Annotated in this window: 23 protein-coding genes and 1 pseudogene; 21 read left to right on the top strand and 3 right to left on the bottom strand. The window is 45.7% G+C overall.

The features are described 5' to 3' along the window. The first annotated feature begins 105 nt into the window (after positions 1-105). The 8 genes from lrp to NL646_RS07515 all read left to right on the top strand — a co-directional run bounded on the left by lrp (position 106) and on the right by NL646_RS07515 (position 9,066). Positions 106-600: a leucine-responsive transcriptional regulator Lrp gene (gene lrp / locus NL646_RS07550; RefSeq protein WP_005378234.1), complete on the top strand. Its 495-nt coding sequence runs from the start codon at positions 106-108 to the stop codon at positions 598-600. 152 nt (positions 601-752) lie between these two features. After that, the gene (locus NL646_RS07545) at positions 753-3,839 is read left to right on the top strand and encodes a DNA translocase FtsK (RefSeq protein ID WP_253664050.1); all 3,087 of its coding nucleotides are present in this window, start codon (positions 753-755) and stop codon (positions 3,837-3,839) included. A gap of 74 nt (positions 3,840-3,913) precedes the next feature. Further along, the gene (gene lolA, locus NL646_RS07540; protein WP_017448307.1) at positions 3,914-4,540 is read left to right on the top strand and encodes an outer membrane lipoprotein chaperone LolA; all 627 of its coding nucleotides are present in this window, start codon (positions 3,914-3,916) and stop codon (positions 4,538-4,540) included. 66 nt (positions 4,541-4,606) lie between these two features. Next, positions 4,607-5,896: a replication-associated recombination protein A gene (locus NL646_RS07535; RefSeq protein ID WP_301339292.1), complete on the top strand. Its 1,290-nt coding sequence runs from the start codon at positions 4,607-4,609 to the stop codon at positions 5,894-5,896. Positions 5,897-5,987: 91 nt separating this feature from the next. After that, a complete protein-coding gene (gene serS / locus NL646_RS07530; protein WP_005495761.1) occupies positions 5,988-7,295 on the top strand; it encodes a serine--tRNA ligase in 1,308 nt (435 codons plus the stop codon). A 369-nt stretch (positions 7,296-7,664) separates the two neighbouring features. Next, entirely contained in the window at positions 7,665-8,231 is a 567-nt protein-coding gene (locus NL646_RS07525; RefSeq protein ID WP_226056634.1) for an ATPase, read from the top strand. Next, entirely contained in the window at positions 8,225-8,665 is a 441-nt protein-coding gene (locus NL646_RS07520) for a hypothetical protein (protein WP_031777588.1), read from the top strand. The genes NL646_RS07525 and NL646_RS07520 overlap by 7 nt, the downstream gene beginning before the upstream one ends. Positions 8,666-8,799: 134 nt before the next feature. After that, positions 8,800-9,066: a DksA/TraR family C4-type zinc finger protein gene (locus NL646_RS07515; protein WP_021449297.1), complete on the top strand. Its 267-nt coding sequence runs from the start codon at positions 8,800-8,802 to the stop codon at positions 9,064-9,066. 69 nt (positions 9,067-9,135) lie between these two features. Here NL646_RS07515 and bioA read toward each other — a convergent pair whose 3' ends face one another. Then, a complete protein-coding gene (gene bioA / locus NL646_RS07510; protein ID WP_253664048.1) occupies positions 9,136-10,416 on the bottom strand; it encodes an adenosylmethionine--8-amino-7-oxononanoate transaminase in 1,281 nt (426 codons plus the stop codon). Between the two features lie 130 nt (positions 10,417-10,546). Here bioA and bioB point away from each other — a divergent pair, with 130 nt between their 5' ends. The 4 genes from bioB to bioD are packed head-to-tail and all read left to right on the top strand — an operon-like array spanning position 10,547 to position 14,226. Continuing rightward, on the top strand, positions 10,547-11,599 hold the full coding sequence (gene bioB, locus NL646_RS07505) for a biotin synthase BioB (RefSeq protein WP_253664047.1): 1,053 nt from the start codon (positions 10,547-10,549) through the stop codon (positions 11,597-11,599). Then, complete coding sequence (bioF, locus tag NL646_RS07500; protein WP_253664046.1) at positions 11,586-12,737, top strand: 8-amino-7-oxononanoate synthase; 1,152 nt, start codon at positions 11,586-11,588, stop codon at positions 12,735-12,737. The genes bioB and bioF overlap by 14 nt, the downstream gene beginning before the upstream one ends. Then, positions 12,737-13,543 carry a malonyl-ACP O-methyltransferase BioC gene (gene bioC / locus NL646_RS07495; protein ID WP_025509840.1) on the top strand — a complete coding sequence of 269 codons (807 nt, stop codon included), beginning with the start codon at positions 12,737-12,739 and terminating at the stop codon, positions 13,541-13,543. The genes bioF and bioC overlap by 1 nt, the downstream gene beginning before the upstream one ends. Continuing rightward, on the top strand, positions 13,540-14,226 hold the full coding sequence (gene bioD, locus NL646_RS07490; RefSeq protein WP_005460040.1) for a dethiobiotin synthase: 687 nt from the start codon (positions 13,540-13,542) through the stop codon (positions 14,224-14,226). Before bioC ends, bioD begins: the two co-directional genes overlap by 4 nt. 82 nt (positions 14,227-14,308) lie before the next feature. Here bioD and NL646_RS07485 read toward each other — a convergent pair whose 3' ends face one another. Next, positions 14,309-14,476, bottom strand: a complete 168-nt coding sequence (locus tag NL646_RS07485; protein ID WP_005459995.1) for a hypothetical protein — start codon at positions 14,474-14,476, stop codon at positions 14,309-14,311. A 357-nt stretch (positions 14,477-14,833) separates the two neighbouring features. Between NL646_RS07485 and htpX the strand changes: the two genes are divergently transcribed. The 9 genes and pseudogenes from htpX (at position 14,834) to NL646_RS07440 (ending at position 22,034) form a co-directional block, all read left to right on the top strand. After that, a complete protein-coding gene (gene htpX, locus NL646_RS07480) occupies positions 14,834-15,697 on the top strand; it encodes a protease HtpX (protein WP_005459987.1) in 864 nt (287 codons plus the stop codon). A 214-nt stretch (positions 15,698-15,911) separates the two neighbouring features. Beyond that, positions 15,912-16,331: a nuclear transport factor 2 family protein gene (locus NL646_RS07475; RefSeq protein WP_020840374.1), complete on the top strand. Its 420-nt coding sequence runs from the start codon at positions 15,912-15,914 to the stop codon at positions 16,329-16,331. Beyond that, entirely contained in the window at positions 16,328-17,053 is a 726-nt protein-coding gene (locus NL646_RS07470) for an SDR family oxidoreductase (RefSeq protein ID WP_020840375.1), read from the top strand. Before NL646_RS07475 ends, NL646_RS07470 begins: the two co-directional genes overlap by 4 nt. 11 nt (positions 17,054-17,064) lie before the next feature. Then, positions 17,065-18,357, top strand: a complete 1,293-nt coding sequence (locus NL646_RS07465; protein ID WP_063517350.1) for an NAD(P)/FAD-dependent oxidoreductase — start codon at positions 17,065-17,067, stop codon at positions 18,355-18,357. A 1-nt stretch (position 18,358) separates the two neighbouring features. Beyond that, positions 18,359-19,177, top strand: a complete 819-nt coding sequence (locus NL646_RS07460; RefSeq protein ID WP_253664045.1) for a DUF1365 domain-containing protein — start codon at positions 18,359-18,361, stop codon at positions 19,175-19,177. Then, a complete protein-coding gene (locus NL646_RS07455) occupies positions 19,171-20,427 on the top strand; it encodes a cyclopropane-fatty-acyl-phospholipid synthase family protein (protein WP_140079276.1) in 1,257 nt (418 codons plus the stop codon). Before NL646_RS07460 ends, NL646_RS07455 begins: the two co-directional genes overlap by 7 nt. Positions 20,428-20,432: 5 nt before the next feature. Next, a complete protein-coding gene (locus tag NL646_RS07450; RefSeq protein ID WP_069546099.1) occupies positions 20,433-20,945 on the top strand; it encodes a DUF2878 domain-containing protein in 513 nt (170 codons plus the stop codon). Then, positions 20,905-21,498 (top strand): chalcone isomerase family protein, encoded by a 594-nt coding sequence (locus tag NL646_RS07445; protein ID WP_023585434.1) that lies wholly within the window; start codon positions 20,905-20,907, stop codon positions 21,496-21,498. Before NL646_RS07450 ends, NL646_RS07445 begins: the two co-directional genes overlap by 41 nt. Next, positions 21,495-22,034, top strand: a pseudogene (locus NL646_RS07440) (DUF3833 domain-containing protein). The gene NL646_RS07445 and the pseudogene NL646_RS07440 overlap by 4 nt, the downstream one beginning before the upstream one ends. Positions 22,035-22,160: 126 nt before the next feature. Here NL646_RS07440 and purB read toward each other — a convergent pair. Further along, complete coding sequence (gene purB, locus NL646_RS07435) at positions 22,161-23,531, bottom strand: adenylosuccinate lyase (RefSeq protein WP_005460028.1); 1,371 nt, start codon at positions 23,529-23,531, stop codon at positions 22,161-22,163. Between the last annotated feature and the right edge of the window lie 83 nt (positions 23,532-23,614).

The following is a 23,614-nucleotide window of genomic DNA, read 5'->3' as shown; positions in this document are numbered from 1 at the left end:
GTCGAATTTGTAACTAGTATAGTTATAGGTTTGTAAAATTTGGCACCAAATATTAAAAAGTTGTAGTATATTTTTTTGCAAGGAAGTAATAAGGTGGAATAAAAAATGGCAGACAACTATAAAAAGCCGTCCAAGGAACTAGACCGTATCGACCGCAACATTCTTAATGAACTGCAGAAAGACGGTCGTATTTCAAACGTTGAGCTTTCAAAACGTGTAGGACTTTCTCCAACGCCATGTTTGGAGCGTGTGCGTCGCTTAGAGCGTCAAGGCTACATCACAGGATACACTGCGCTACTTAATCCGCAGTTCCTAGATGCATCACTACTGGTATTCGTTGAGATTACGTTAAACCGTGGTGCGCCAGATGTGTTTGAACAGTTTAACTCAGCTGTTCAAAAGCTAGACGACATTCAAGAGTGTCATCTAGTTTCAGGTGACTTTGACTATCTTCTAAAGACCCGTGTATCTGATATGGGTGCTTACCGTCGACTACTTGGCGATACGTTACTACGTCTACCTGGCGTAAATGACACTCGCACCTACGTAGTTATGGAAGAAGTGAAACAATCTAACCAGCTTGTGATTAAAACTCGTTAATTTCTTGCAAAGAAAGCGGTATATGCTTCCGCTTTCGCCATAGAGTAATTGGGTTTTTCTCTTTGATATGGTTAAATCAATTTACCGAGCGGCTTGATGCCGCTCGGAATGTTTTGCAAATTCCTATTTCATTTCCATATTCAAGTTGATTTATGTTCAAAGAGAACGCAAAGAAAGTCGAAACCATCATTAAAACCAGTGAAGAGCCTCAGTCTTCACGCTTAAATGGCTTCCAACGCTTAAAAGAGTGCTGCTTTATCGTTGGCGTTCTTAGCTCGGTATTGCTCGCTGTAGCACTATTTACCTTTAGTCCAGCTGATCCATCTTGGTCCCAAACTGCATGGGGTGGGGAGATCGATAACGCTGGTGGCCTGTTTGGCGCATGGCTTGCCGACACTCTATTTTTCACTTTTGGCTCTCTCGCCTATCCGATTCCTTTCCTACTGGCTGCCGCTGCGTGGGTGATTTGTCGTAAGCGAGGGGAAGATGAGCCAATTGATTTTATGCTGTGGGGAACCCGTTTACTGGGCCTAACTGTTCTTATCATGACCAGTTGCGGCCTTGCCGATATTAACTTCGATGATATTTGGTACTTCTCATCGGGCGGTGTAGTAGGCGATGTTCTATCAAGCCTTGCTTTGCCGACGTTGAATGTACTGGGTACAACACTCGTCCTTCTATTTCTGTGGGGGGCTGGTTTTACTCTGTTTACGGGGATTTCTTGGCTGAACATCGTCGAATGGCTTGGTGATCGCTCGTTAGCGGTATTGGCTGCCATCGCGAATAAGTTCAGAGGTTCAGAACAAGAGACGCTAGAGCCTCAGCTTGATGAGTTTGTTGAGGATAAAGTATCAACAAAACACGTTGAAGACGATCAACAAGACGATGAGACGCTTCCTCACTTAACGGCTTACGAAGTTGAAGAACCAAAAGAGAAAGCGGCAGTACACGAATATCCTATATATATGCCGCAAGCCAAATCAGAAACGTCTACGGTAAAACCGACGCCAGAGCCCCAAACTCAACGAGTTGCGGCAGTAAATGCGACGCTAACGTATGTTGAACCAGAACCACAACTTAAAGCGGTCAGCACAGATAACGTGGACCCAATGGTTGAGCGTACCAAGCAGCTGAATGTAACCATCGAAGAGTTGGAAGCTGCAGCGCAGCAAGCAGATGATTGGGCGTCAGAAGAACAAACAAGCCAATCTTATGCGGATACAAACGCAGTCTATCAAGAACAGGTGCAAGCCAAGCATGAAGAGGTTGTTGAACACGATACGCCTCAACGAGAATCAAGCTATGAAGAGTATGAACAGTTTGCTGCTCAGCAAGAACAGCAACTCCATGTGGAACCAACGCCACACGAAGAGCCTGTTATTGACACTCGTGCGCTTGATGACATTACCGACCACGCTGAGCCAAGTGAACATATTGAACCAACCATCTCTGATTTTGATGTAGTAGATGAAGAGGAGGCATATGTTGCTCCTCAACCTCAGTCGCGTTCACCAGAGCCTCAACCTATAGTTCAACCACAATCGGTTTCTCAAATTCAACCAGAACAGACACCTGAGCCGAGTGTAGTGTTTGAACCAGCGCCACAAGAAGTTGAGGTTGAGGAAGTGCAAGATGGCGATCAAGATGTTGCCGCATTCCAAAGCATGGTATCCAGCGCGCAAGCAAAAGTTGCCGCGACGCAAAACCCATTCTTGATGAAGCAAGAACAGAATTTACCAGTGCCAGAAGAGCCGCTGCCAACACTTGAATTGCTTTACCATCCGGAAAAACGTGAAAACTTCATCGATCGTGAAGCGCTTGAGCAAGTCGCGCGTTTAGTCGAAAGCAAGCTTGCAGACTACAAAATTAAAGCTGACGTAGTCGGCATTTACCCAGGCCCAGTCATCACTCGATTCGAGCTCGATTTGGCGCCAGGTGTGAAAGTAAGTCGAATTTCTGGTCTGTCTATGGACTTGGCGCGTGCTCTATCTGCGATGGCGGTACGTGTTGTAGAGGTGATTCCAGGCAAACCTTATGTCGGTCTTGAGTTGCCAAACATGAGTCGTCAGACGGTTTATCTGTCAGATGTCATCAGCAGCCCTCAATTTGAGCAAGCTAAATCGCCAACGACGGTGGTACTTGGTCAAGATATCGCGGGTGAAGCTGTCATTGCTGACATCGCTAAAATGCCTCACGTACTTGTTGCGGGTACGACAGGTTCAGGTAAGTCGGTCGGTGTAAACGTCATGATCTTGAGTATGCTCTACAAAGCTTCTCCAGAAGATCTACGCTTCATTATGATCGACCCGAAAATGTTGGAGCTTTCTATTTACGAAGGTATCCCTCATCTTCTTGCCGAAGTTGTTACTGATATGAAAGACGCATCCAATGCTCTACGTTGGTGTGTGGGTGAAATGGAACGCCGTTACAAACTGATGTCGGCACTGGGTGTGCGTAACGTGAAAGGCTTTAACGAGAAGTTGAAGATGGCAGCAGAAGCCGGCCACCCAATTCACGATCCATTCTGGCAAGAAGGCGACAGTATGGATACAGAACCGCCGTTGCTTGAGAAATTGCCATACATCGTCGTTGTTGTTGACGAATTTGCCGACCTTATGATGGTTGTGGGTAAAAAGGTTGAAGAACTGATTGCTCGTTTGGCTCAGAAAGCGCGTGCGGCTGGTATTCACTTGATTCTTGCAACTCAGCGTCCATCGGTTGACGTTATTACCGGTCTGATTAAAGCAAACATTCCAACACGCGTGGCGTTTACTGTATCAACGAAGACGGACTCGCGTACTATCCTTGACCAAGGCGGCGCGGAATCGCTACTTGGTATGGGTGACATGCTGTACTTGCCTCCAGGTTCTAGCCATACGATTCGTGTTCACGGCGCATTTGCGTCGGATGATGATGTACATGCTGTGGTGAACAACTGGAAGGCGCGAGGTAAGCCAAACTACATCGATGAAATCATCAGTGGTGACCAAGGCCCAGAAAGTTTGCTTCCGGGCGAACAAATGGAATCAGATGAAGAGATGGATCCATTGTTTGATCAGGTTGTTGAGCACGTGGTTCAGTCGCGCCGTGGTTCGGTTTCTGGCGTGCAGCGTCGATTCAAAATCGGCTATAACCGTGCCGCACGAATTGTCGAGCAGCTTGAGGCTCAAGGCATCGTTAGTGCGCCGGGTCACAATGGTAACCGTGAAGTCTTGGCTCCTGCGCCACCAAAAGATTAATGAACTTGTTTTACTCACCTTAGTCCAACTGAGGTGAGTAACTTTAGGTCTTTGACCCTCTGATAGGTATCTGAATGAAAAAACGATTTTCAGCGAAACTTTTCTCAGCGCTAGTTTTAAGCATTTCTTTCTTCTCTGTTGCAAATGCAGCCTCTCCAAAAGATGAACTGAACAAACGCCTCGCGATGAATGAGGGCTTCAGTGCCGATTTCTCTCAGCAAGTGATCAGCCCAGAAGGGGAAACGGTCATGGAAGGGGAAGGCTCGGTTGAAATCGCTCGTCCAAGCCTGTTCCGTTGGAGCACGACATTCCCAGATGAGAACTTGTTGGTTTCAGACGGTAAAACTTTGTGGTACTACAGCCCGTTTATTGAGCAAGTTAGCATTTACTGGCAAGAGCAAGCGACCGAGCAAACACCATTTGTGCTCTTAACTCGCAACAGAGCAAGTGATTGGGATAATTATAAGATCTCCCAGAAAGGGAATGAATTTACGCTTATCCCAACCGCAGTAGACTCTACTCAAGGTCAGTTCCAGATCAATATTGACGCGAAAGGCGTAGTGAAAGGCTTTAACGTCATCGAGCAAGATGGTCAGAAAGGGCTCTTTACATTCAGTAATGTTAAGCTTGGCAAACCAAAAGCAGACAGATTTACGTTCACAGTTCCAAAAGGCGTGGAAGTGGACGATCAAAGGAATTAATAGGTAGTGAGTAATTACACATTAGATTTCTCGGGGGACGAAGATTTTCGTCCCCTTGCTGCTCGTATGAGACCGCAAACTATTGAGCAGTACATCGGTCAGCAACACATTCTTGGCCCGGGTAAACCCCTGCGTCGCGCGTTAGAGGCTGGCCATGTCCACTCAATGATCCTTTGGGGGCCTCCTGGTACAGGTAAAACCACGTTAGCGGAAGTCGCTGCTAATTACGCCAATGCGGAAGTTGAACGCGTGTCTGCGGTGACGTCTGGTGTGAAAGAGATTCGTGCTGCAATTGAAAAAGCGCGCGAGAACAAAATGGCGGGTCGCCGCACCATCTTGTTTGTGGATGAGGTTCATCGCTTCAACAAATCGCAACAAGATGCTTTCTTACCACATATTGAAGATGGAACTGTCACGTTTATTGGCGCAACGACAGAGAACCCATCTTTCGAACTGAATAACGCATTGTTGTCTCGTGCTCGAGTCTACAAGCTGACTTCACTGGATAAAGAAGAGATCTCACTCGCACTAAATCAAGCGATTAACGACAAAGAACGAGGCCTGGGCGATACGCCAGCGAACTTTGCTGATAATGTGTTAGACCGTCTAGCCGAGTTGGTGAACGGCGATGCTCGCATGTCGCTTAACTACCTTGAACTTCTCTACGATATGGCAGAGGACAATGCGCAGGGTGAAAAAGAGATAACACTCAAACTGCTTGCTGAAGTAGCCGGGGAGAAAGTCTCTCGCTTCGATAATAAAGGCGACATTTGGTACGATTTGATCTCCGCTGTGCACAAATCTATTCGTGGATCAAACCCAGATGCCGCTTTGTATTGGGCTGCTCGTATGATAGCTGCAGGTTGTGACCCACTTTACATTGCCCGCCGATTACTTGCGATAGCATCGGAAGATGTCGGCAATGCGGACCCTAGAGCCATGCAAGTTGCACTCTCCGCGTGGGACTGTTTTACACGCGTTGGTCCAGCAGAAGGTGAGCGTGCGATTGCTCAAGCAATTGTTTATCTCGCGTGCGCTCCAAAGAGTAATGCCGTTTATGTTGCTTGGAAACAAGCGCTCACTGATGCACATAACTTTCCTGAATATGAAGTGCCGCATCACTTGCGTAATGCACCCACCAGTCTGATGAAAGACATGGGCTATGGCGCAGAATATCGATATGCTCACGACGAGCCGGGTGCTTATGCAGCGGGTGAGCAATATTTGCCACCAGAAATGGCGGATCGTAAGTACTATCAGCCGACAAATCGCGGTCTAGAAACCAAAATCGGCGAAAAGTTAGATTACTTGGCTAAATTAGACGCAAATAGCCAACAAAAGCGCTATGAAAAGTAGGCGTTTTTGGATACATTTGTTCAGTAAATTTTTTTAACGCGTACGCTTGGAAAGTGCGCGTGATTTCACAACAAAAAGCATAGGATTAACAATGCTGGATTCTAAATTACTTCGTACAGAGCTGGATGAAACAGCTGCTAAACTGGCGCGTCGTGGCTTTAAGCTAGACGTAGAGACTATTCGTAAACTTGAAGAACAACGTAAGTCCATTCAAGTAGAAGTAGAAAATTTACAATCCACGCGTAACTCCATCTCCAAGCAAATTGGCCAAAAAATGGCGGCTGGCGACAAAGAAGGCGCAGAAGAGATCAAGAAACAAATCGGTACTCTAGGTAGCGATCTTGACGCGAAGAAAGTTGAACTTGAGCAAGTAATGGCTCAACTAGACGAATTCACGCTTTCTGTACCAAACATCCCAGCAGATGAAGTGCCAGATGGCAAAGACGAAAATGACAACGTTGAAATCTCTCGTTGGGGTGAGCCTAAGACTTACGACTTCGATTTGAAAGACCACGTTGACCTAGGCGAAATGGGTGGCGGTCTAGACTTCGCAAGTGCAGTTAAGATCACTGGCGCACGTTTCATCGTGATGAAAGGTCAATTTGCTCGTCTACACCGTGCAATTGCTCAGTTCATGCTAGATCTTCATACAGAAGAACATGGCTACACAGAGATGTACGTACCTTACCTAGTGAACTCTGACAGCCTATTCGGTACTGGTCAGCTTCCTAAGTTCGGTAAAGATCTTTTCCACACTGAGCCTCTAGCGGAAAAAGTAAACGACGAAGAGCCACGTAAACTGTCTCTAATCCCTACAGCAGAAGTACCAGTAACGAACCTAGTTCGTGACACTATCACTGACGAAGCGGATCTACCTATCAAGATGACAGCACACACGCCATGTTTCCGTTCAGAAGCGGGTTCATACGGTCGTGATACTCGTGGTCTGATTCGTATGCACCAGTTCGACAAAGTTGAGCTAGTACAAATCACGAAGCCAGAAGATTCAATGAACGCGCTAGAAGAGCTAACAGGTCACGCTGAGAAAGTTCTACAACTTCTTGAACTTCCTTACCGTAAAGTCGTTCTATGTACAGGCGACATGGGCTTCGGCGCTCGTAAAACTTACGACCTAGAAGTTTGGGTTCCTGCTCAAGAAACTTACCGTGAAATCTCTTCATGTTCTAACATGTGGGACTTCCAAGCTCGTCGTATGCAAGCGCGTTTCCGTCGTAAAGGCGAGAAGAAACCTGAGCTTGTACACACGCTAAACGGTTCTGGTCTAGCAGTTGGTCGTACCATGGTTGCTATCCTAGAAAACAACCAAGAAGCAGACGGTCGCATTGCAATCCCTGCAGTACTTCAGAAGTACATGGGCGGCGCAACGCACATCGGTTAATTCATTAGCCACTAGAACACCAAAACCCAGCCTCAGCGCTGGGTTTTTTGTTATCTGCGTCGAGTGAAAATACGTTGTTATGTAGATAGCGCACGCAATAGTGAAGAGCTCGCCCAGAATTTGACAGGATGTGATAAATGATATTTTCTAAGCGGTTTTAAAATGACAAGCTAACGGCCTTATTTGTCCTTGTTGTTAAACGTTATGCCATTAAATCATCTTTCTTTGCTTGTTATTTTTCCTCTTACCTTGCTCGTTAGCGAGAGTGTTATCGCAAGTAGACTTATCCAGCCTCAATATCTAGATAGTGAGCGAACCGACCTCTTTTTCGCACGCGAAATAGCGCAGCCTTCCCAAGAAAATATAGATATGCGCAATTCATTCGACTGGGGATATGAGCTTGAGTTGAGTCGTACATCTGGCGAAACAAAATCGGTATCTAATTGCAAAGACCTGACTACAGCAAACTTGGCGGGTTTTACTGCGGCCAAAGCCTATGAATACGGCGCGTTTAAAGCGTATTTAATGCAGTGTCAAACATGGAGTGAGATGGCAAAGTTAGCTGCCTCTAAGCGCTCATTTATATCGAAATTGAAGTTAGACGATAACTTTCCTAAATTCGCTCCAAGTGCACTTGCTTTTGTTATATCTGACGAAAGTGAGGAGAAAGTAAAGACACTACCAACCTGGGATGAAGCAGACCATATCCAAAGTACTCGAGTCGTCAGTGAAGTGAGAGCAGAGTACTTCGACGCGACCGGTGGTTTTCAAGTCATCACGGTTGTAGCAAAAGGTGATTACAACGCTGACGGCATCGAGGATATCGTTATTGAGAAAGAAAATAGTGTACTTAGTGGCTCGTATTCTTCTTCACACGGATATGTATTAACTCGCATGTCTGAGCAAGCTTCATTTACTGTGCTGGCTGAATGGTAATGAAACTCATGGCGGTTATTTGGTTCTTAGCTGTTGCCATGGTGAGCACGTTTGCTCTCGCAGACACTCCGCCTAGAAAAGTCTTTGAATGCACGGTAAGCCAAACTACGAAGCTTAGTATATCGATAGACCAAGATAAGGAAGGGCTTCACTTTAAAGAGTTTATTGCCAATCGAAGTCAGCTTTCCCAATGGATAAGACCTCAAGATTATCACGTTAGACACTATCACCGAGCGTTAGTGGATGAAAAGTCACTGGAATTTAGTATTGGTGAACGTGTCATATTAGTCAGTGAGTACTTTAGCGAGGAGTTTAATGAGGTACAGAGAACACTCAGTGTTACTTTTAGGCAGTCAGGGAAAACAGAGTATTTTGAGTGTGAAGAAGGGAGTATTAGTAACCTTGCATTGCTTTTCAAAGAGAGCACAGAGTAGTTGAATGCATAATTATTACCAGGGTGTAATAGTGTTTTCTAATTCACCCTAATTATCTTGTTATTTGTAATCGATATAATCGTCCACCTTACCACGGTAAGTAGATTTTCTCATTCAAGTAACGAGGAGGGCTTATGGCCGTAGGGTGGGCAAATGACGATAGCGTTAGCCAACAAATTCAAAATACCATCGACGACGAGATTTCCCGTGTTCGTGGCAATATTAAAGGGGGCGAAAGTGCTCACTATTGTGATGAATGTGGAGACGAGATACCTGAAGCGCGTCGAGTTGCAATGAAAGGTGTTCGTCTTTGTATCGAATGTCAGTCAACAATCGAATTGGTGTCTCAACGCCAAGCATTATTTAATCGACGAGCGAGTAAAGACAGTCAACTTCGATAGCTTTGCTGTTCTTGTAAATAAAGAGACGGTTTGAGTCTCATACTCAAACCGTTTTCGTGTTGAGTTGAACTATGAAGCGAAGCAGTCTTTACGTTGCAACGCTGCATCAATCGCATTAATTAACTTTTCAATATCTTCTGGTTTGCTGATGAATGGCGGCATCATATAAATCAGTTTGCCAAATGGACGAATCCAAACACCGTGCTCAACAAACAGTGCTTGGATGGTTTCCATATTCACTGGGCGATGCGTTTCTACGACGCCAATGGCACCCAACCAACGGGTGTTTTTCACCAAGTCGTATTCTTCAAGTTTTGGCAGTAATTCAGAAAACAGCATTTCGATTTGCTGGGTTTGCTGCTGCCAGTCACCTTGTTCGATCAATTCTAAACTCGCCGTTGCTACAGCGCAGGCGAGGGGATTACCCATAAAGGTTGGTCCGTGCATGAAACAACCTGCGTCACCACCACAAACCGTGTCAGCGACATGTTTACTCGCCAGCGTCGCTGAAAGGGTCATGTAGCCGCCAGTGAGTGCTTTGCCGACGCACAGAATGTCTGGTTGAACATCTGCATGTTCACAGGCAAACAATTTGCCTGTGCGTCCAAACCCTGTTGCGATTTCATCCGTAATCAATAACAAGTCATATTTATCACAAAGCCTACGCACGCCTTTGAGAAATTCTGGATGGTAGATACGCATGCCGCCCGCACCTTGAACGATAGGCTCTAGGATCACCGCTGCAAGCTCTTGATGGTGCGAGTCAATCTTGTCTTCAAAGTCAGCAAGGTCTTCTGGCTTCCACTCATCCCAATAACCACAAGTTGGTGACTCCGCAAAGATATGCTCAGGTAAAAAGCCTTTGTAGAGAGAGTGCATTGAGTTGTCAGGATCGGTAACCGACATCGCCGCAAACGTATCGCCGTGATAACCGTGGCGCAAAGTAAGAAACTTCGGTCGGCGTTCGCCCTTCGCATGCCAATATTGCAGAGCCATTTTTAAGCTTACTTCTACGGCAACGGAACCTGAATCGGCAAGGAATACATGTTCAAGGTTATTTGGTGCGAGGGACAGCAACTTCTTACACAAACTGATTGCAGGCTGGTGGGTAATCCCGCCAAACATGACATGTGACACTTGATCGATTTGCTGGTGCGCCGCTTGATTTAGGTGGGGATGGTTATAGCCGTGGATAGTCGACCACCAAGAAGACATGCCATCGACAAGCTCTGTCCCATCTTCCAATTTAATGTGTACACCATTTGCTGAGGCCACTGGGTAGCAGGTCAGAGGTGTCAATGTCGAAGTGTAAGGATGCCAGATATGCTGGCGGTCGAAGGCGAGATCCATGTGCGATTCCAATAATAACTGAGATTGAAAAATAAACATATGTAAACTTTGTTATTTTGTGTTGTGTTGACAGTTTATCGAGACTCAGTAGACTGTCAACACAACAACAATAGTGACTAAAGGAATACACGTGGAAGTTCGTCATAACTGGACGCATGCTGAAGTGCGCGATCTCATGGAAAAACCATTCATGGATCTCCTATTCGAAGCGCAGCTTGTTCATCGTCAATACCAACAAACCAACCATGTTCAAGTAAGCACGCTTCTGTCGATTAAGACGGGTGCTTGTCCAGAAGATTGTAAGTACTGTCCTCAGAGCGCTCGTTACACCACAGACATCGAAAAAGAGCGTCTGATGGAAGTCGAACGTGTACTCGACGCTGCTCAAAAAGCGAAAAATGCAGGTTCGACGCGATTCTGCATGGGCGCAGCGTGGAAGAACCCGAAAGAGCGCGACATGCCGCATTTGACCGATATGATCAAAGGCGTAAAAGACATGGGTTTGGAAACGTGTATGACGTTAGGTATGTTAACGCCAGAGCAGGCGAAGCAGCTGGCAAACGCGGGTCTGGATTACTATAACCACAACCTAGATACGTCGCCTGAGTTCTACGGCAACATCATTACCACTCGTACTTACCAAGACCGTTTGGATACGCTGTCTCACGTTCGTGATGCTGGTATGAAGATTTGTTCTGGCGGTATCATCGGCATGGGTGAAAGTGCCAACGATCGTGCAGGTTTGCTGGTTGAATTGGCGAACCTTCCTACACACCCTGAGAGCGTACCAATCAATATGCTGGTAAAAGTGAAGGGCACACCGCTGGAGACTGTGGACGATGTTGAGCCATTCGACTTTATCCGTCTGATTGCGATCGCACGAATCATGATGCCTCAATCGGCTGTGCGTTTGTCTGCTGGTCGCGAAAACATGAACGAACAGATGCAAGCGCTGTGTTTTATGGCAGGTGCAAACTCAGTATTCTACGGCTGCAAACTTCTAACGACCCCAAACCCTTCTGAAGACAAAGATATGATGCTGTTTAAGAAGCTGGGCATTAACAGCCAAGAAGTGTCTCAAAAACCTGATGAAATCGAAGAAAGCGAATTGCTGGATCGCGTGGTAGAGCGCGTTGCTGTACGTCCAACTAAAGACGATCTTTTCTACGATGCCAGCGTTTAAATCTCGAATCGAATCTGCTCTTGCTGCTCGTAAAGCGCAAGGGTTGAATCGTTCAATGAATGTGGTATTCGCCGGGAACCAATCGATTTTAGAACATGAAGGTAGACGCTACATCAACTTCTCAAGCAACGATTATTTGGGCTTAGCCAATGACCAAGCGCTTGTACGTGCTTGGCAGCAAGGCCTGAGCGTTTATGGCAGTGGCAGTGGGGCATCACCCATGGTCACTGGCTTCAGTGCTGTGCACAGCAACTTAGAAGCGGCGTTAACTGAATGGTTGGGCTTCGAGAGGGCGGTATTATTTGGTTCTGGTTTCAGTGCTAATCAAGCGTTGCTTTTTACCCTGCTAGAAAAATCAGACGTATTGATTCAAGACCGATTAAACCACGCATCTTTGATGGAAGCAGGGTCACTGTCAACGGCGAAAATGAAGCGTTTTAAGCACAACGACATTAAGCATTTAGAAACGCTGTTTACTAATGAAGGCAATCATCTGGTCGTGACTGAAGGTGTCTTCAGTATGGACGGCGATTGCGCGCCGTTGAAAGACATTGCGGAAGTAGCTCGCTTACGTAATGCATGGTTAGCAGTGGATGACGCTCACGGTATTGGCGTGCTCGGCGAATCGGGTGGAGGCTCTTGTGAACTTGCTAATGTTAAACCAGAGATTTTAGTCGTGACCTTCGGTAAAGCGTTTGGTATGTCCGGCGCGGCGATTTTGTGTGACCAAGCAACGGGTGACTTTTTGACCCAGTTTGCTCGTCACCATGTGTATTCAACAGCAATGCCACCTGCGCAGGCCTACGCGTTGACACATGCGGTTTCTATGATTCAAGAGCAGTTTTGGCGACGCGAAAAGCTGGCGGAGCTAAATGAGGTTTATCAAACGAATCTAAGCGATCTGGATGGCTTTGTTGAAACAGATACCCCGATCAAGCCATTTGTGATTGGCGAATCAGAACTTGCTTTGCAGGTTGCGAACGCTTGTCGACAAAATGGCATATGGGTCACCGCGATTCGTCCACCAACCGTTCCGAAAGGTACCTCACGCCTTCGTATCACGCTCACTGCGAACCATAGTACAGAACAAGTTAAAACGCTTTCAATCGCATTGAAGCAAGCATTAGGAGCGCTGTAATGGATAATGCCGAAAACATGGTGTTGGACAACGTACACCAAGACAAAGAGGCGATTGCTTCGTCTTTTGGCAAAGCGGCTGACACCTATGACAAACATGCTGCATTTCAACGAGATGTTGGCCATCGTTTGTTAGAAAAGCTCCCAAGCGATCTTACCAACAAGCGCGTTTTGGACTTGGGGTGTGGAACCGGATATTTTTCTCAGCTATTGCTAGAGCGAGGCGCACGCGTTGTTTGTGCCGATCTTTCGCAAGGTATGTTGGACAAAGCGCGCGAGCGTTGTGGTGACCATAATGTTCGTTATGTGGTAGCAGACGCGGAAAGCTTGCCATTCGAGGACGCTAGTTTTGACTATGTGTTTTCAAGTCTCGCGCTACAGTGGTGTGTCGATTTAAGTTATCCATTGAGAGAAATTCGCCGAATATTAACTGCTAATGGGAAAGGGTGCTTCTCAACACTTGTTGATGGCTCGCTACGCGAACTGCGTGATTCGTGGGCAAAAATTGACACATATCAACACGTGAATAACTTTATTACTCTCAATCAGGTAAAAATTGCGTTAGCGCAATCTCGATGCCATAACCATCATCTAGACTCGACCACCATCACAGTTTGGTACGACTCAGCATTTTCTGTTATGCGTGATCTCAAAGGTATTGGTGCAAATCACGTAAGCGGGCGCTCACATGGTCTAACAAGTCGTCGTACTTTGTTGCAAGTCGAGCGCGCGTACCAAGCATTCAAAAACGATCAAGGTCTTCTACCTGCAACTTATCAGGTTTGTTTTGGAGTCATACATTTATGATTGATGCATTTTTTATTGCTGGTACGGATACTGATGTAGGCAAAACGGTGGCGTCGAAAGCCGTCTTGCAAGCACTCGCAGCAAAAGGACTAAATACCATTGGCTACAAACCAGTGGCTGCAGGAAGCGAAAAAACAGAGCAAGGTTGGCGCAATTCAGATGCACTGCACTTGCAAAAAGCCGCAACCTTAGAAGTGGCTTATGAAGATGTGAACCCATACGCTTTGGAATTACCAGCTTCTCCTCACATCGCAGCCAAGCACGAGCAGGTTGAAATCGAATACGATTTGCTGAGTGAAAAGCTCGCTCAACATAAAGAGCAAGCCGATGTTGTATTGGTAGAAGGTGCTGGTGGTTGGCGTGTTCCTGTGTCAGACACAGACAGCTTGTCTACTTGGGTACAGCAAGAGCAGCTACCAGTGGTACTTGTCGTGGGTATTAAACTGGGTTGTTTGAGCCACGCTTTATTAACGGCGGAAATCATCAAAGCAGATGGTCTAAACCTAGTGGGTTGGATTGCGAACCGAGTTAACCCAGGCACAGAGCATTACGCGGACATTATTGAAATGCTTGAATCGCGCATCGATGCACCGAAGTTAGGTGAGATCCCTTACATTCCAAGTGCGAAGCGCAAAGAGTTGGGTAAATACATTAACGTTGAGCCATTACTGAACATCGATTAAGAGCATTTCTTGTAAACGTACTCAAAACCAAAGGGCTGCAATTTGCAGCCCTTTCTATTGGTGTAGCTTAATAAGATTACTGCTACTTTTCTTGGCTAAGTCCCATCAACGCTTGCTGTGTCTCAGCAACACGTTTAGACAAGTGATGATCGGTTGAAATACCGAGTTGCTGTTTGGCCTCATCCTCTGAGATCCCTAGGTGACAACGTAGTAAATCGATAGCCATTTGATAGTCGTTAGTTTCTACCATGATATTTCCCTCAAGACATGGAAGTTTCGAGCTTCAATAACGCTCTTAGAGCGTGCTCTGTTTTGTTCATCTCGCTTGAATCTAGCATGTTCATTTGTCATCACAATAAGACCAAAGTCTATACTTAGCCTAAGGTGCTGTTTTTAGGTTGGTAACTTGTTTATGATTTTTCAGTCTCGAAAACAAATGTTGCAATTTATTGCTTAACCTTGTTTTTATCGCGGATAGACTATATCTATAACGCAACGGAGCACGAAATTAAGTGGAATAGGCTTTTACAGCGTTTGATTTCCCTTAAAAGATGTTCCATATAACAATCCGTTTTAAAAAAACGATAAGCTTCCTCGGAGAAAAGTAATGAAGCGAATTATGTTATTCCTAGCAACTAACCTAGCTGTTGTGCTGGTTCTTAGTGTTGTTCTGAATATTGTTTACGCGACCACTGGAATGCAACCAGGCAGTCTGTCTGGTTTACTTGTCATGGCAGCCGTATTTGGCTTTGGTGGCGCATTGATTTCGTTAATGATGTCAAAGGGCATGGCACTACGCTCAGTTGGCGGCATGGTGATTGAAAGCCCACGTAACGAAACAGAGCATTGGTTGCTTGAGACGGTAGGCCGTCAAGCGCAACAAGCGGGCATTGGTATGCCAACAGTAGCGATTTATGATTCTGCAGACATCAACGCATTCGCGACAGGTGCTAAGCGTGATGATTCACTGGTTGCTGTATCGACTGGTCTTCTACACAACATGACGCGTGATGAAGCTGAAGCCGTTCTGGCGCACGAAGTGAGCCACATTGCGAATGGTGACATGGTCACGATGACGCTAATGCAAGGTGTTGTGAACACGTTTGTTATCTTCCTATCGCGTTTTATCGCCAATATCGTGGCATCGAACGACGATGAAGAAGGACAAGGCACGAACATGATGGTGTACTTTGGTGTGTCTATGGTGTTGGAACTTGTCTTTGGTTTCTTAGCAAGCTTCATCACGATGTGGTACAGCCGTCACCGTGAATTCCATGCCGATGCAGGTGCAGCGCGTTTAGTAGGTAAAGAGAAAATGATTGCTGCTCTTGAGCGTTTGAAGATGAGTCAAGAATCGAAACTCGATGGCACAATGATGGCGTTCGGTATCAACGGTAAGCAGTCTCTAACAGAGCTACTGATGAGCCACCCACCACTAGATAAACGTATTGCGGCGCTACGTAACCAGTAATACGACTTACATAGTTTTTTGAAAAGGCTTGGTTTTTACCAAGCCTTTTTTTTGCCTGATGATCGCTCACCAATTTGGTTACGTACTACTTTCTAAAAATCAAAGTGCAGAAACAAAGTTATACAAGTTTTTTTTTGTACAACTTTTTCTAATTGGTCTATCTTGTACATATAATATTTTTGTACAACCATCAGTGACATTTGGGAGCGAAAGAATGGACATACAGTCGGTTGGAGACATTTACCAGAAGCTTAACAAAGCGAACCTGCATCTTCTGAAAGACGTTTATCACCAAGATGTGGTGTTTGAAGATTCGGCTCATCGCTTAGAAGGACTGCCTGCTCTTTCAGATTATTTCCAGTCATTGTACGCGAATGTGATTCGCTGTGATTTCATCATCCATGAGCATCAGCAGGTTGAGGACACGGGTTTCCTGACTTGGACTATGGATCTTCAACATCCGAAATTACACAAAGGGGCTCCAATCGCTGTGAGCGGCGTTTCCCACATGAAGTTCTCCGATGGCCAAGTCATTTATCACCGAGATTATTTTGATTTGGGTGAAATGCTTTATGAGCATTTGCCTCTGCTTGGCTCTGTCATCAAAACCATTAAGCAAAGGTTGGGGCGATGAACAGTGTCGTTTTAATTACGGGGGCGACCTCCGGGATAGGTAAACAGCTGGCTCTCGACTTTGCTGAGTCTGGTTCGCGTGTCATCGCATGTGGACGCAATGAAGCTGTACTTGCCGAGCTAGCGGCAACTTCTTCATCTATTGAAACGCTGAAGTTTGATGTAACCGATTATGAGGAGACGAAGCGAGTACTGTCTTCGCTTAAGACGATTCCAGATACATGGATCTTCAACGCGGGTGATTGCGAATACATGGATGATGGCATTGTAGATGCGCAACTTATGGCGCGCGTGATGAATGTTAATGTCGTAGGTGTAGCTAACTGTATAGAAGCTTGCCAACCGTATTTTCAGCGAGGGCACCGCGTTGTCATTGTTGGCTCCATTGCCTCCGAAGTCGCGCTGCCAAGAGCGGAAGCGTACGGCGCGTCAAAAGCGGCAGTGAGCTACTTTGCGCGCACGCTCGCTGTGGATCTTAAGAAGAAAGGCATCAAAGTGATTACTGTGTTTCCTGGGTTTGTTGAAACGCCCCTAACGGATAAAAACACCTTTGAGATGCCTATGATCATTTCAACCAAGCAAGCGTCTCAACTATTGAGAAAGCAGCTAGCGGCGAATAAAAGCCACATTTATTTTCCGGCGAGATTTACAGGCATTCTCCGCTTTATCTCGTTGCTTCCATACAGTTGGCAAGCAAGGCTGACAGCTAAACTCGTATCTTAAAAGGAAGAAGCATGAAAATCGCTATTGTAGGCACTGGAATTTCTGGACTGACATGTGGGTACTATCTGCACCAACAACACGATATCACTTTGTTCGAAGCCAACGATTATATTGGTGGTCATACGGCGACGGTTGATGTACGCGTCGGGAATGAGGATTATGCGATTGATACAGGGTTCATTGTATACAACGACCGTACATATCCAAACTTTATCAAAATGATGAACGAAATTGGCGTGGAAGGTATTCCGACGCAAATGAGTTTCAGCGTGAGAAACGATGGCAACGGTTTGGAATATAATGGCCACACATTAACAACATTGTTCGCTCAAAAGCGAAATTGGCTTAATCCAAAATTCTATCGCTTTATTCTTGAGATTTTACGCTTCAATAAACTAGCAAAAGCGTCTGCTACTGAGCAAATATCGAGTTCTCAAACGCTGGGTGCATTTTTGGATGAGCACCAGTTTAGTGATTTCTTTTCTGACAACTATATTCTGCCAATGGGCGCGGCGATTTGGTCATCTTCCCTCGCTGACATGCGTGCATTTCCATTGATGTTCTTCTTACGCTTTTTCCTCAATCACGGTTTGTTAGACGTGACGAATCGTCCGCAATGGTACGTTATCAAGGGTGGTTCACGTGCTTATATTCCACCTTTAACGCAAGGATTTGCAGACAAGATTCGATTGAATAGTCCGGTTGAAAAAGTTGTTCGCAGTGAACAAGGTGTAGCGATATATGCAAATGGGCAGTGTGAGTGGTTTGATGAAGTCATTTTTGCTTGCCATAGCGACCAAGCTTTAGCGATGCTCAGTGATGCCTCGTCATGTGAAAACGACATTTTGTCTAATATGGCTTACCAAGCAAATGATGTGGTTCTTCACACTGACACGAGTGTATTACCGAAACGAAAATCTGCATGGGCATCGTGGAACTATTTGCTGGAAGGAGGCGAAGATGAGCTGAAACGATTGCCGTCCCTGACGTACAACATGAACATTTTGCAGCATATCGACTCTTCACACACATTCTGCGTCACCTTAAACCGTACTGAAGATATCGACGAGAACAAGATTCTGCGTCAGTTCACCTACCATCACCCTGTCTTTACGATGGAGTCTATCGCTGCCCAGCAACGCAAAGAAGAAATACAAGGAGCTCAACATACGTGGTTTTGTGGCGCTTATTGGTACAACGGATTCCATGAAGATGGCGTGCGCAGTGCTTTGGATGTTGTGAAAGGAATTGCCGCTAAACATAACGAGAAAAGTGACACACTTTATGAACAAGGTGCTGCGTAATATGAGTATCCCTTCTCACAGTCAGTTATTTATAGGCAATGTAAGACATCGTCGTTTTACGCCCGTTAAGCACGAGCTGAATTATTCAATGTTTATGCCAGCGATTGATTTGGATGAAATTGGCTTACTTGAGAAAAAAGTTTGGGGCTTTGGGACTCGCTGGTGGCATTGGGCTCGATTCAAACGCGATGATTACCTCGGTGAAGGGAGTTTGAAAAAAGCGGTGCAAGATAAAGTCGCAGAACTTACGGGCGTACGTTGCAGCGGCAAAGTGCTGGCTGTCTGTCATTTGCGTTATCTCGGGCTCTATTTTAGTCCAGTGAATTTTTACTACCTGTATGACCAAAAAGGTGAATGGCAATATCTTCTCGCCGAAGTCAGCAATACACCTTGGAATGAGCGCCATTATTACGCGATAGCTGCTGACCCAAAGGATGAAGATTTTGGTTGGGAGCAAGACAAAGCATTCCACGTGTCACCGTTCAACCCGATAGACCAATTGTACCGCTGGAAAATAAAGCCGCTTACAGACAAGTTAAATATCCATCTTGAATGCCATAAAGGTGAAAAACACTTCGACGCCACAATGGCTATGAAAGCACAGCCATTTTCCAGTGGTTCTTTATTGAAGTGCTTGATCGGAACACCAATTCAAACAGTAAAAGTGATGGTAGGAATCTACTGGCATGCGTTGAAGTTATGGGTTAAAGGTGCGCCATTTTACTCCCACCCTAAATATTCGACGTCCAATGAACGTCAAGCCTCTAGCGACGAATCAGATAAGAAAAATAATAAGCACAAGGAGAATTCTGCATGTTAAATACGACTTCTATAACATTGCCGCGCAAACTGACGACGACTCAGAAAGCGGCTCGCGGAGTTATTTTTCAATGTCTGCAAAAGATGGAAATGGGTTGCTTAACCATTATTGAATCGTTTCATACCGAGACAAAGGAGCGCAGTGAACGTTTTACTGCGCCAAACGGAGAATACAGTGGCCAACCTGTCGTTGCGACCATTGAGGTTAAGCACCCAGGTTTTTACTCCAGAATATTGCAAGGCGGTAGCATCGCTGCTGGTGAGGCGTACATGGATGGCTGGTGGGACAGTCCAGATTTAACGGCATTGATGAAGCTCATGGCGCTCAATATGCGAGCCCTTGATAAGCTTGAGGAGCAGGGTAGTTGGCTTACCAAGTTACTTTACAAGTTTAGCCATTGGACGAATCGAAACTCGCAAGAAAACTCTCGGAAGAACATCCATGCTCATTACGATTTAGGCAATGATTTGTATGAAGCTTTTTTAGATACCAACATGCTGTACTCATCAGCGCTTTACCACACAAGTGCGGACTCCTTAGAGCAAGCTCAAATCAATAAAATGGAACGCTTGTGCCAGCAGTTGGACCTTCAATCTACCGACCATGTGATTGAGATTGGCACAGGGTGGGGGGCGATGGCGATATACATGGCTGAGCAATACGGTTGCCGCGTGACAACAACGACCATTTCGGAAGAGCAGTATGAGTATGCTCGACAGCAAATCGTACAACGAGGTTTAGCCGATCGAATTACTTTACTTAAAGAAGACTACCGCAACCTTACTGGGACGTACGATAAATTGGTTTCTATCGAGATGATTGAAGCCGTGGGGAAACAGTTCTTAGCTTCCTACATCAAAAAATGCGAGTCGTTATTAAAACCTCGCGGCCTGATGGCTATCCAAGCGATTACGATTGCGGACCAGCGTTACGACTATTACAGCAACAATGTCGATTTTATTCAGAAATACATTTTCCCTGGCGGTTTCTTGCCGTCGGTGACGTCTTTGACACAAGCGACCACTAAGCACAGTGATTTGGTAGTTCGTGATTTGTTTGACATCGGCCTAGACTACGCAAAAACACTGAATGAGTGGCATCGCCGTTTTAACCGCGCAGAGAATGCTGTGCGAGGGTTTGGGTACGATGACCGGTTTGTCCGCATGTGGCGTTATTACCTTAGTTATTGTGAAGGCGGTTTTCTTGCACGTACGATCAGCGCCGTTCACATGACTTTCCAGCGCCCATAACAATTATGAGAGTGTTGATTGCGTCCACTTGGTTTCAACTGTGCTGGTTTATTGCTGTGCTTGGTACTTTTGAGTGGCAATGGTTGATGATGATACTGGCGTTGGCGACCTTGGTGTATTCCATTCTGACGGAATTCCACTCGGTGAAAGCGATCGCCTTTGTCACCATTTTCGGGCTAGTTCTCGATACGCTAAATCAACACTTTTCGCTTTTGGTTTTCCCTACCCCTTGGCTCCCTGTGTGGTTGATTGGTCTATGGGTATTGTTTGCATGGTATGCCTACCAACTGAAAGTGCTTTTGCACCGCTTCGCCAAAATCTACGTATCAATATTAGGTGGGCTTGGAGGAATGCTCAGCTACTTCGCTGGCTACAAGCTTCAAGCGGTAGAGTTTGGATTCGATACAAGTATTACGTTACTGGCCTTGTTTGTTGAGTGGTTGGTGTTAATGCTGGTGATTCTCAAGGTGTATGACAATGGCAAGCTTAAAGAGAAAACTCCTAAGGGGTATGGGTAGCGGTATCTTGTTTGTGTTTGCAATGGGCGCAATACCTTCGCAGGCACAAGATATAGGAAGCACTGACAGACTTAATGTAGAAAACTGGCAGGAATGGGAAACAGTTGGCGAAGCGCAGCTCACTTGGTTTGTGTTTGATATTTATCGATCTCGCCTAAAAGCACCCAATGGACAATACCTTGTTTCTACGGATGTTTCTCCGCATCCATTTGCTTTAGAGATAAACTATCAACGAGACATAAGCAAGCAGCAGTTGCTTGAGGTGACGGAGGAACAGTGGCAAAAACTGGGCTTCCCTAAGTCGAGCCGCCAACAATGGATTACCCAATTGAGCTTTATCTTCCCAAGTATCAAAAATGGCGATGAACTGACCTACGTCACTGATGGAGATAAGGGACAGATCATCTATCGCCAAGCAGGAACTAAAACGCAAAAAATGGTTGGCGAAATAACGGACGAACGTATGAATGATGCATTCCTGTCCATTTGGTTGTCACCAAAAACGGAATTTCCAAAGCTGCGTAAACAACTTATAGGACAAGTCAGACCGTGAACATCTTTAAAACATTATTGCGATACTTTGCTGTGTGCGTTGTTATTACGTTGAATGCTTGCTCGGCGGATATAGACAATTACCAAGCATCTACGCCGCCATTTAATTTATTTGAATATTTTGATGGCAATGTGAAGGCATGGGGAATGGTGCAAGATTATTCCGAGAAACAAACACGCCGCTTTGAGGTTGATATTGTCGGTACGATAACGGGTGATGAATTGGTTCTTGTTGAGGACTTTGTTTTTGACGATGGTGAAACCGACCAGCGTGTTTGGACTATTTCTCGTTCAGAGGATGGCAGGTATACAGGCAAAGCAGATGACATTATTGGTTTCGCAAACGGAAAAGAGCAGGGTAACGCTCTGTAATGGCAATATGACTTTGAGTTAAAAATGGACGACTCGACAGTGACCGTTGCCTTTGATGATTGGCTTTACCGACAAGATGACAAACACGTATTCAACCTGACCAAAATTAAAAGATTTGGCGTGGAGGTGGGGACAATAACCTTATTTTTCCACAAACAACCCTAAATCCGCGATGCTCTACACCTATTGGGCGAAAATGCTCTATTGGAATGCCTCGGTTGGTAAGCTTCCAAACAAAAAGGTTGACGCTTTCACGTCAACCTTTTTAGTTATTCGCTCATTATTGAGAGATTATAGCTTGTCAGTTAGCTCGATTGCTTGACCGATATAGTTCGCTGGCGTCATCTCTTTTAGACGTGCTTTTTCGTGTTCAGGAAGCTCAAGGCCGTCAATGAAGTTACGCATTGCTTCACCGTCTACGCGCTTACCGCGAGTTAGCTCTTTCAACTTCTCGTATGGCTTCTCGATACCGTAGCGACGCATTACCGTTTGTACTGGCTCTGCTAGAACTTCCCAGTTTTTGTCTAGTTCAGCAAGAAGCGCGTCACGGTTCACTTCCAGTTTGCTGATGCCTTTTAGCGTAGAAGTGTAGGCGATGATTGCGTAGCCAACACCAACACCTAGGTTACGTAGAACCGTTGAGTCAGTTAGGTCACGTTGCCAGCGAGAGATAGGCAGTTTCTGTGCTAGGTGACCGAACACGGCGTTCGCAAGACCTAGGTTACCTTCAGAGTTTTCAAAGTCGATTGGGTTAACTTTGTGTGGCATTGTCGAAGAACCGATCTCGCCAGCAATGGTTTTTTGCTTGAAGTGGCCTAGTGCAATGTAACCCCAAACGTCACGGTCGAAATCGATCAGAATAGTGTTGAAACGTGCCACAGCATCGAACAGCTCAGCGATGTAATCGTGTGGTTCGATTTGTGTTGTGTAAGGGTTCCAAGTTACGCCTAGAGATTCAGTGATGAACTCTTCAGAGAACTTGTGCCAATCTAGTTCCGGGTAAGCAGATAGGTGCGCGTTGTAGTTACCTACCGCGCCGTTGATTTTCGCTAGGATTTCAACGTTTTCGATTTGCTTGTATTGACGCTCCATGCGGTACGCCACGTTTGCCATTTCTTTACCCATTGTTGATGGAGAAGCTGGCTGACCGTGTGTACGAGATAGAAGAGGGATGTCGCGGTACTCAACAGCAAGTGCTTTGATAGCGTCAATAAGGTTGCGGATTTCTGGAAGAATCACGGTTTCACGCGCTTCTTTTAGCATTAGAGCGTGTGATGTGTTGTTGATGTCTTCAGAAGTACATGCAAAGTGGAAGAACTCGTTTACTGCGTGCAGTTCAGGAACGTCTGCGACTTTCTCTTTTAGGAAGTACTCAACCGCTTTTACGTCGTGGTTAGTTGTGCGCTCGATCTCTTTGATACGTAGTGCGTCTGCTTCAGAGAAGTTTGCAGCAAGGTCGTCTAGGAATTGGTTTGCTTCTGCGCTAAACGCTGGCACTTCTGCAATTTCAGCAGTAGCAGCAAGCTTTTGTAGCCAGCGGATTTCAACGATAGTACGGTATTTTAAAAGACCGTATTCACTGAAGATTTCGCGTAACGCAATTGTCTTGCTTCCGTAGCGGCCGTCTACTGGTGAAACAGCAGTCAATGCTGACAGTTCCATGATGTTCTCCTGAATTGGGTTTCTAAATTTCGTGAGCTTTATACCAATAACTGTGGCAATTGTCACGAATATTGCGCAAACGT

It is taken from the genome of Vibrio sp. Y20_XG_PY13, assembly GCF_024181925.1.
Taxonomy (GTDB): domain Bacteria; phylum Pseudomonadota; class Gammaproteobacteria; order Enterobacterales; family Vibrionaceae; genus Vibrio; species Vibrio parahaemolyticus.
Note: the sequence above shows the minus strand (reverse complement) of the source record. Positions and strands in the feature narration are given on the sequence as shown.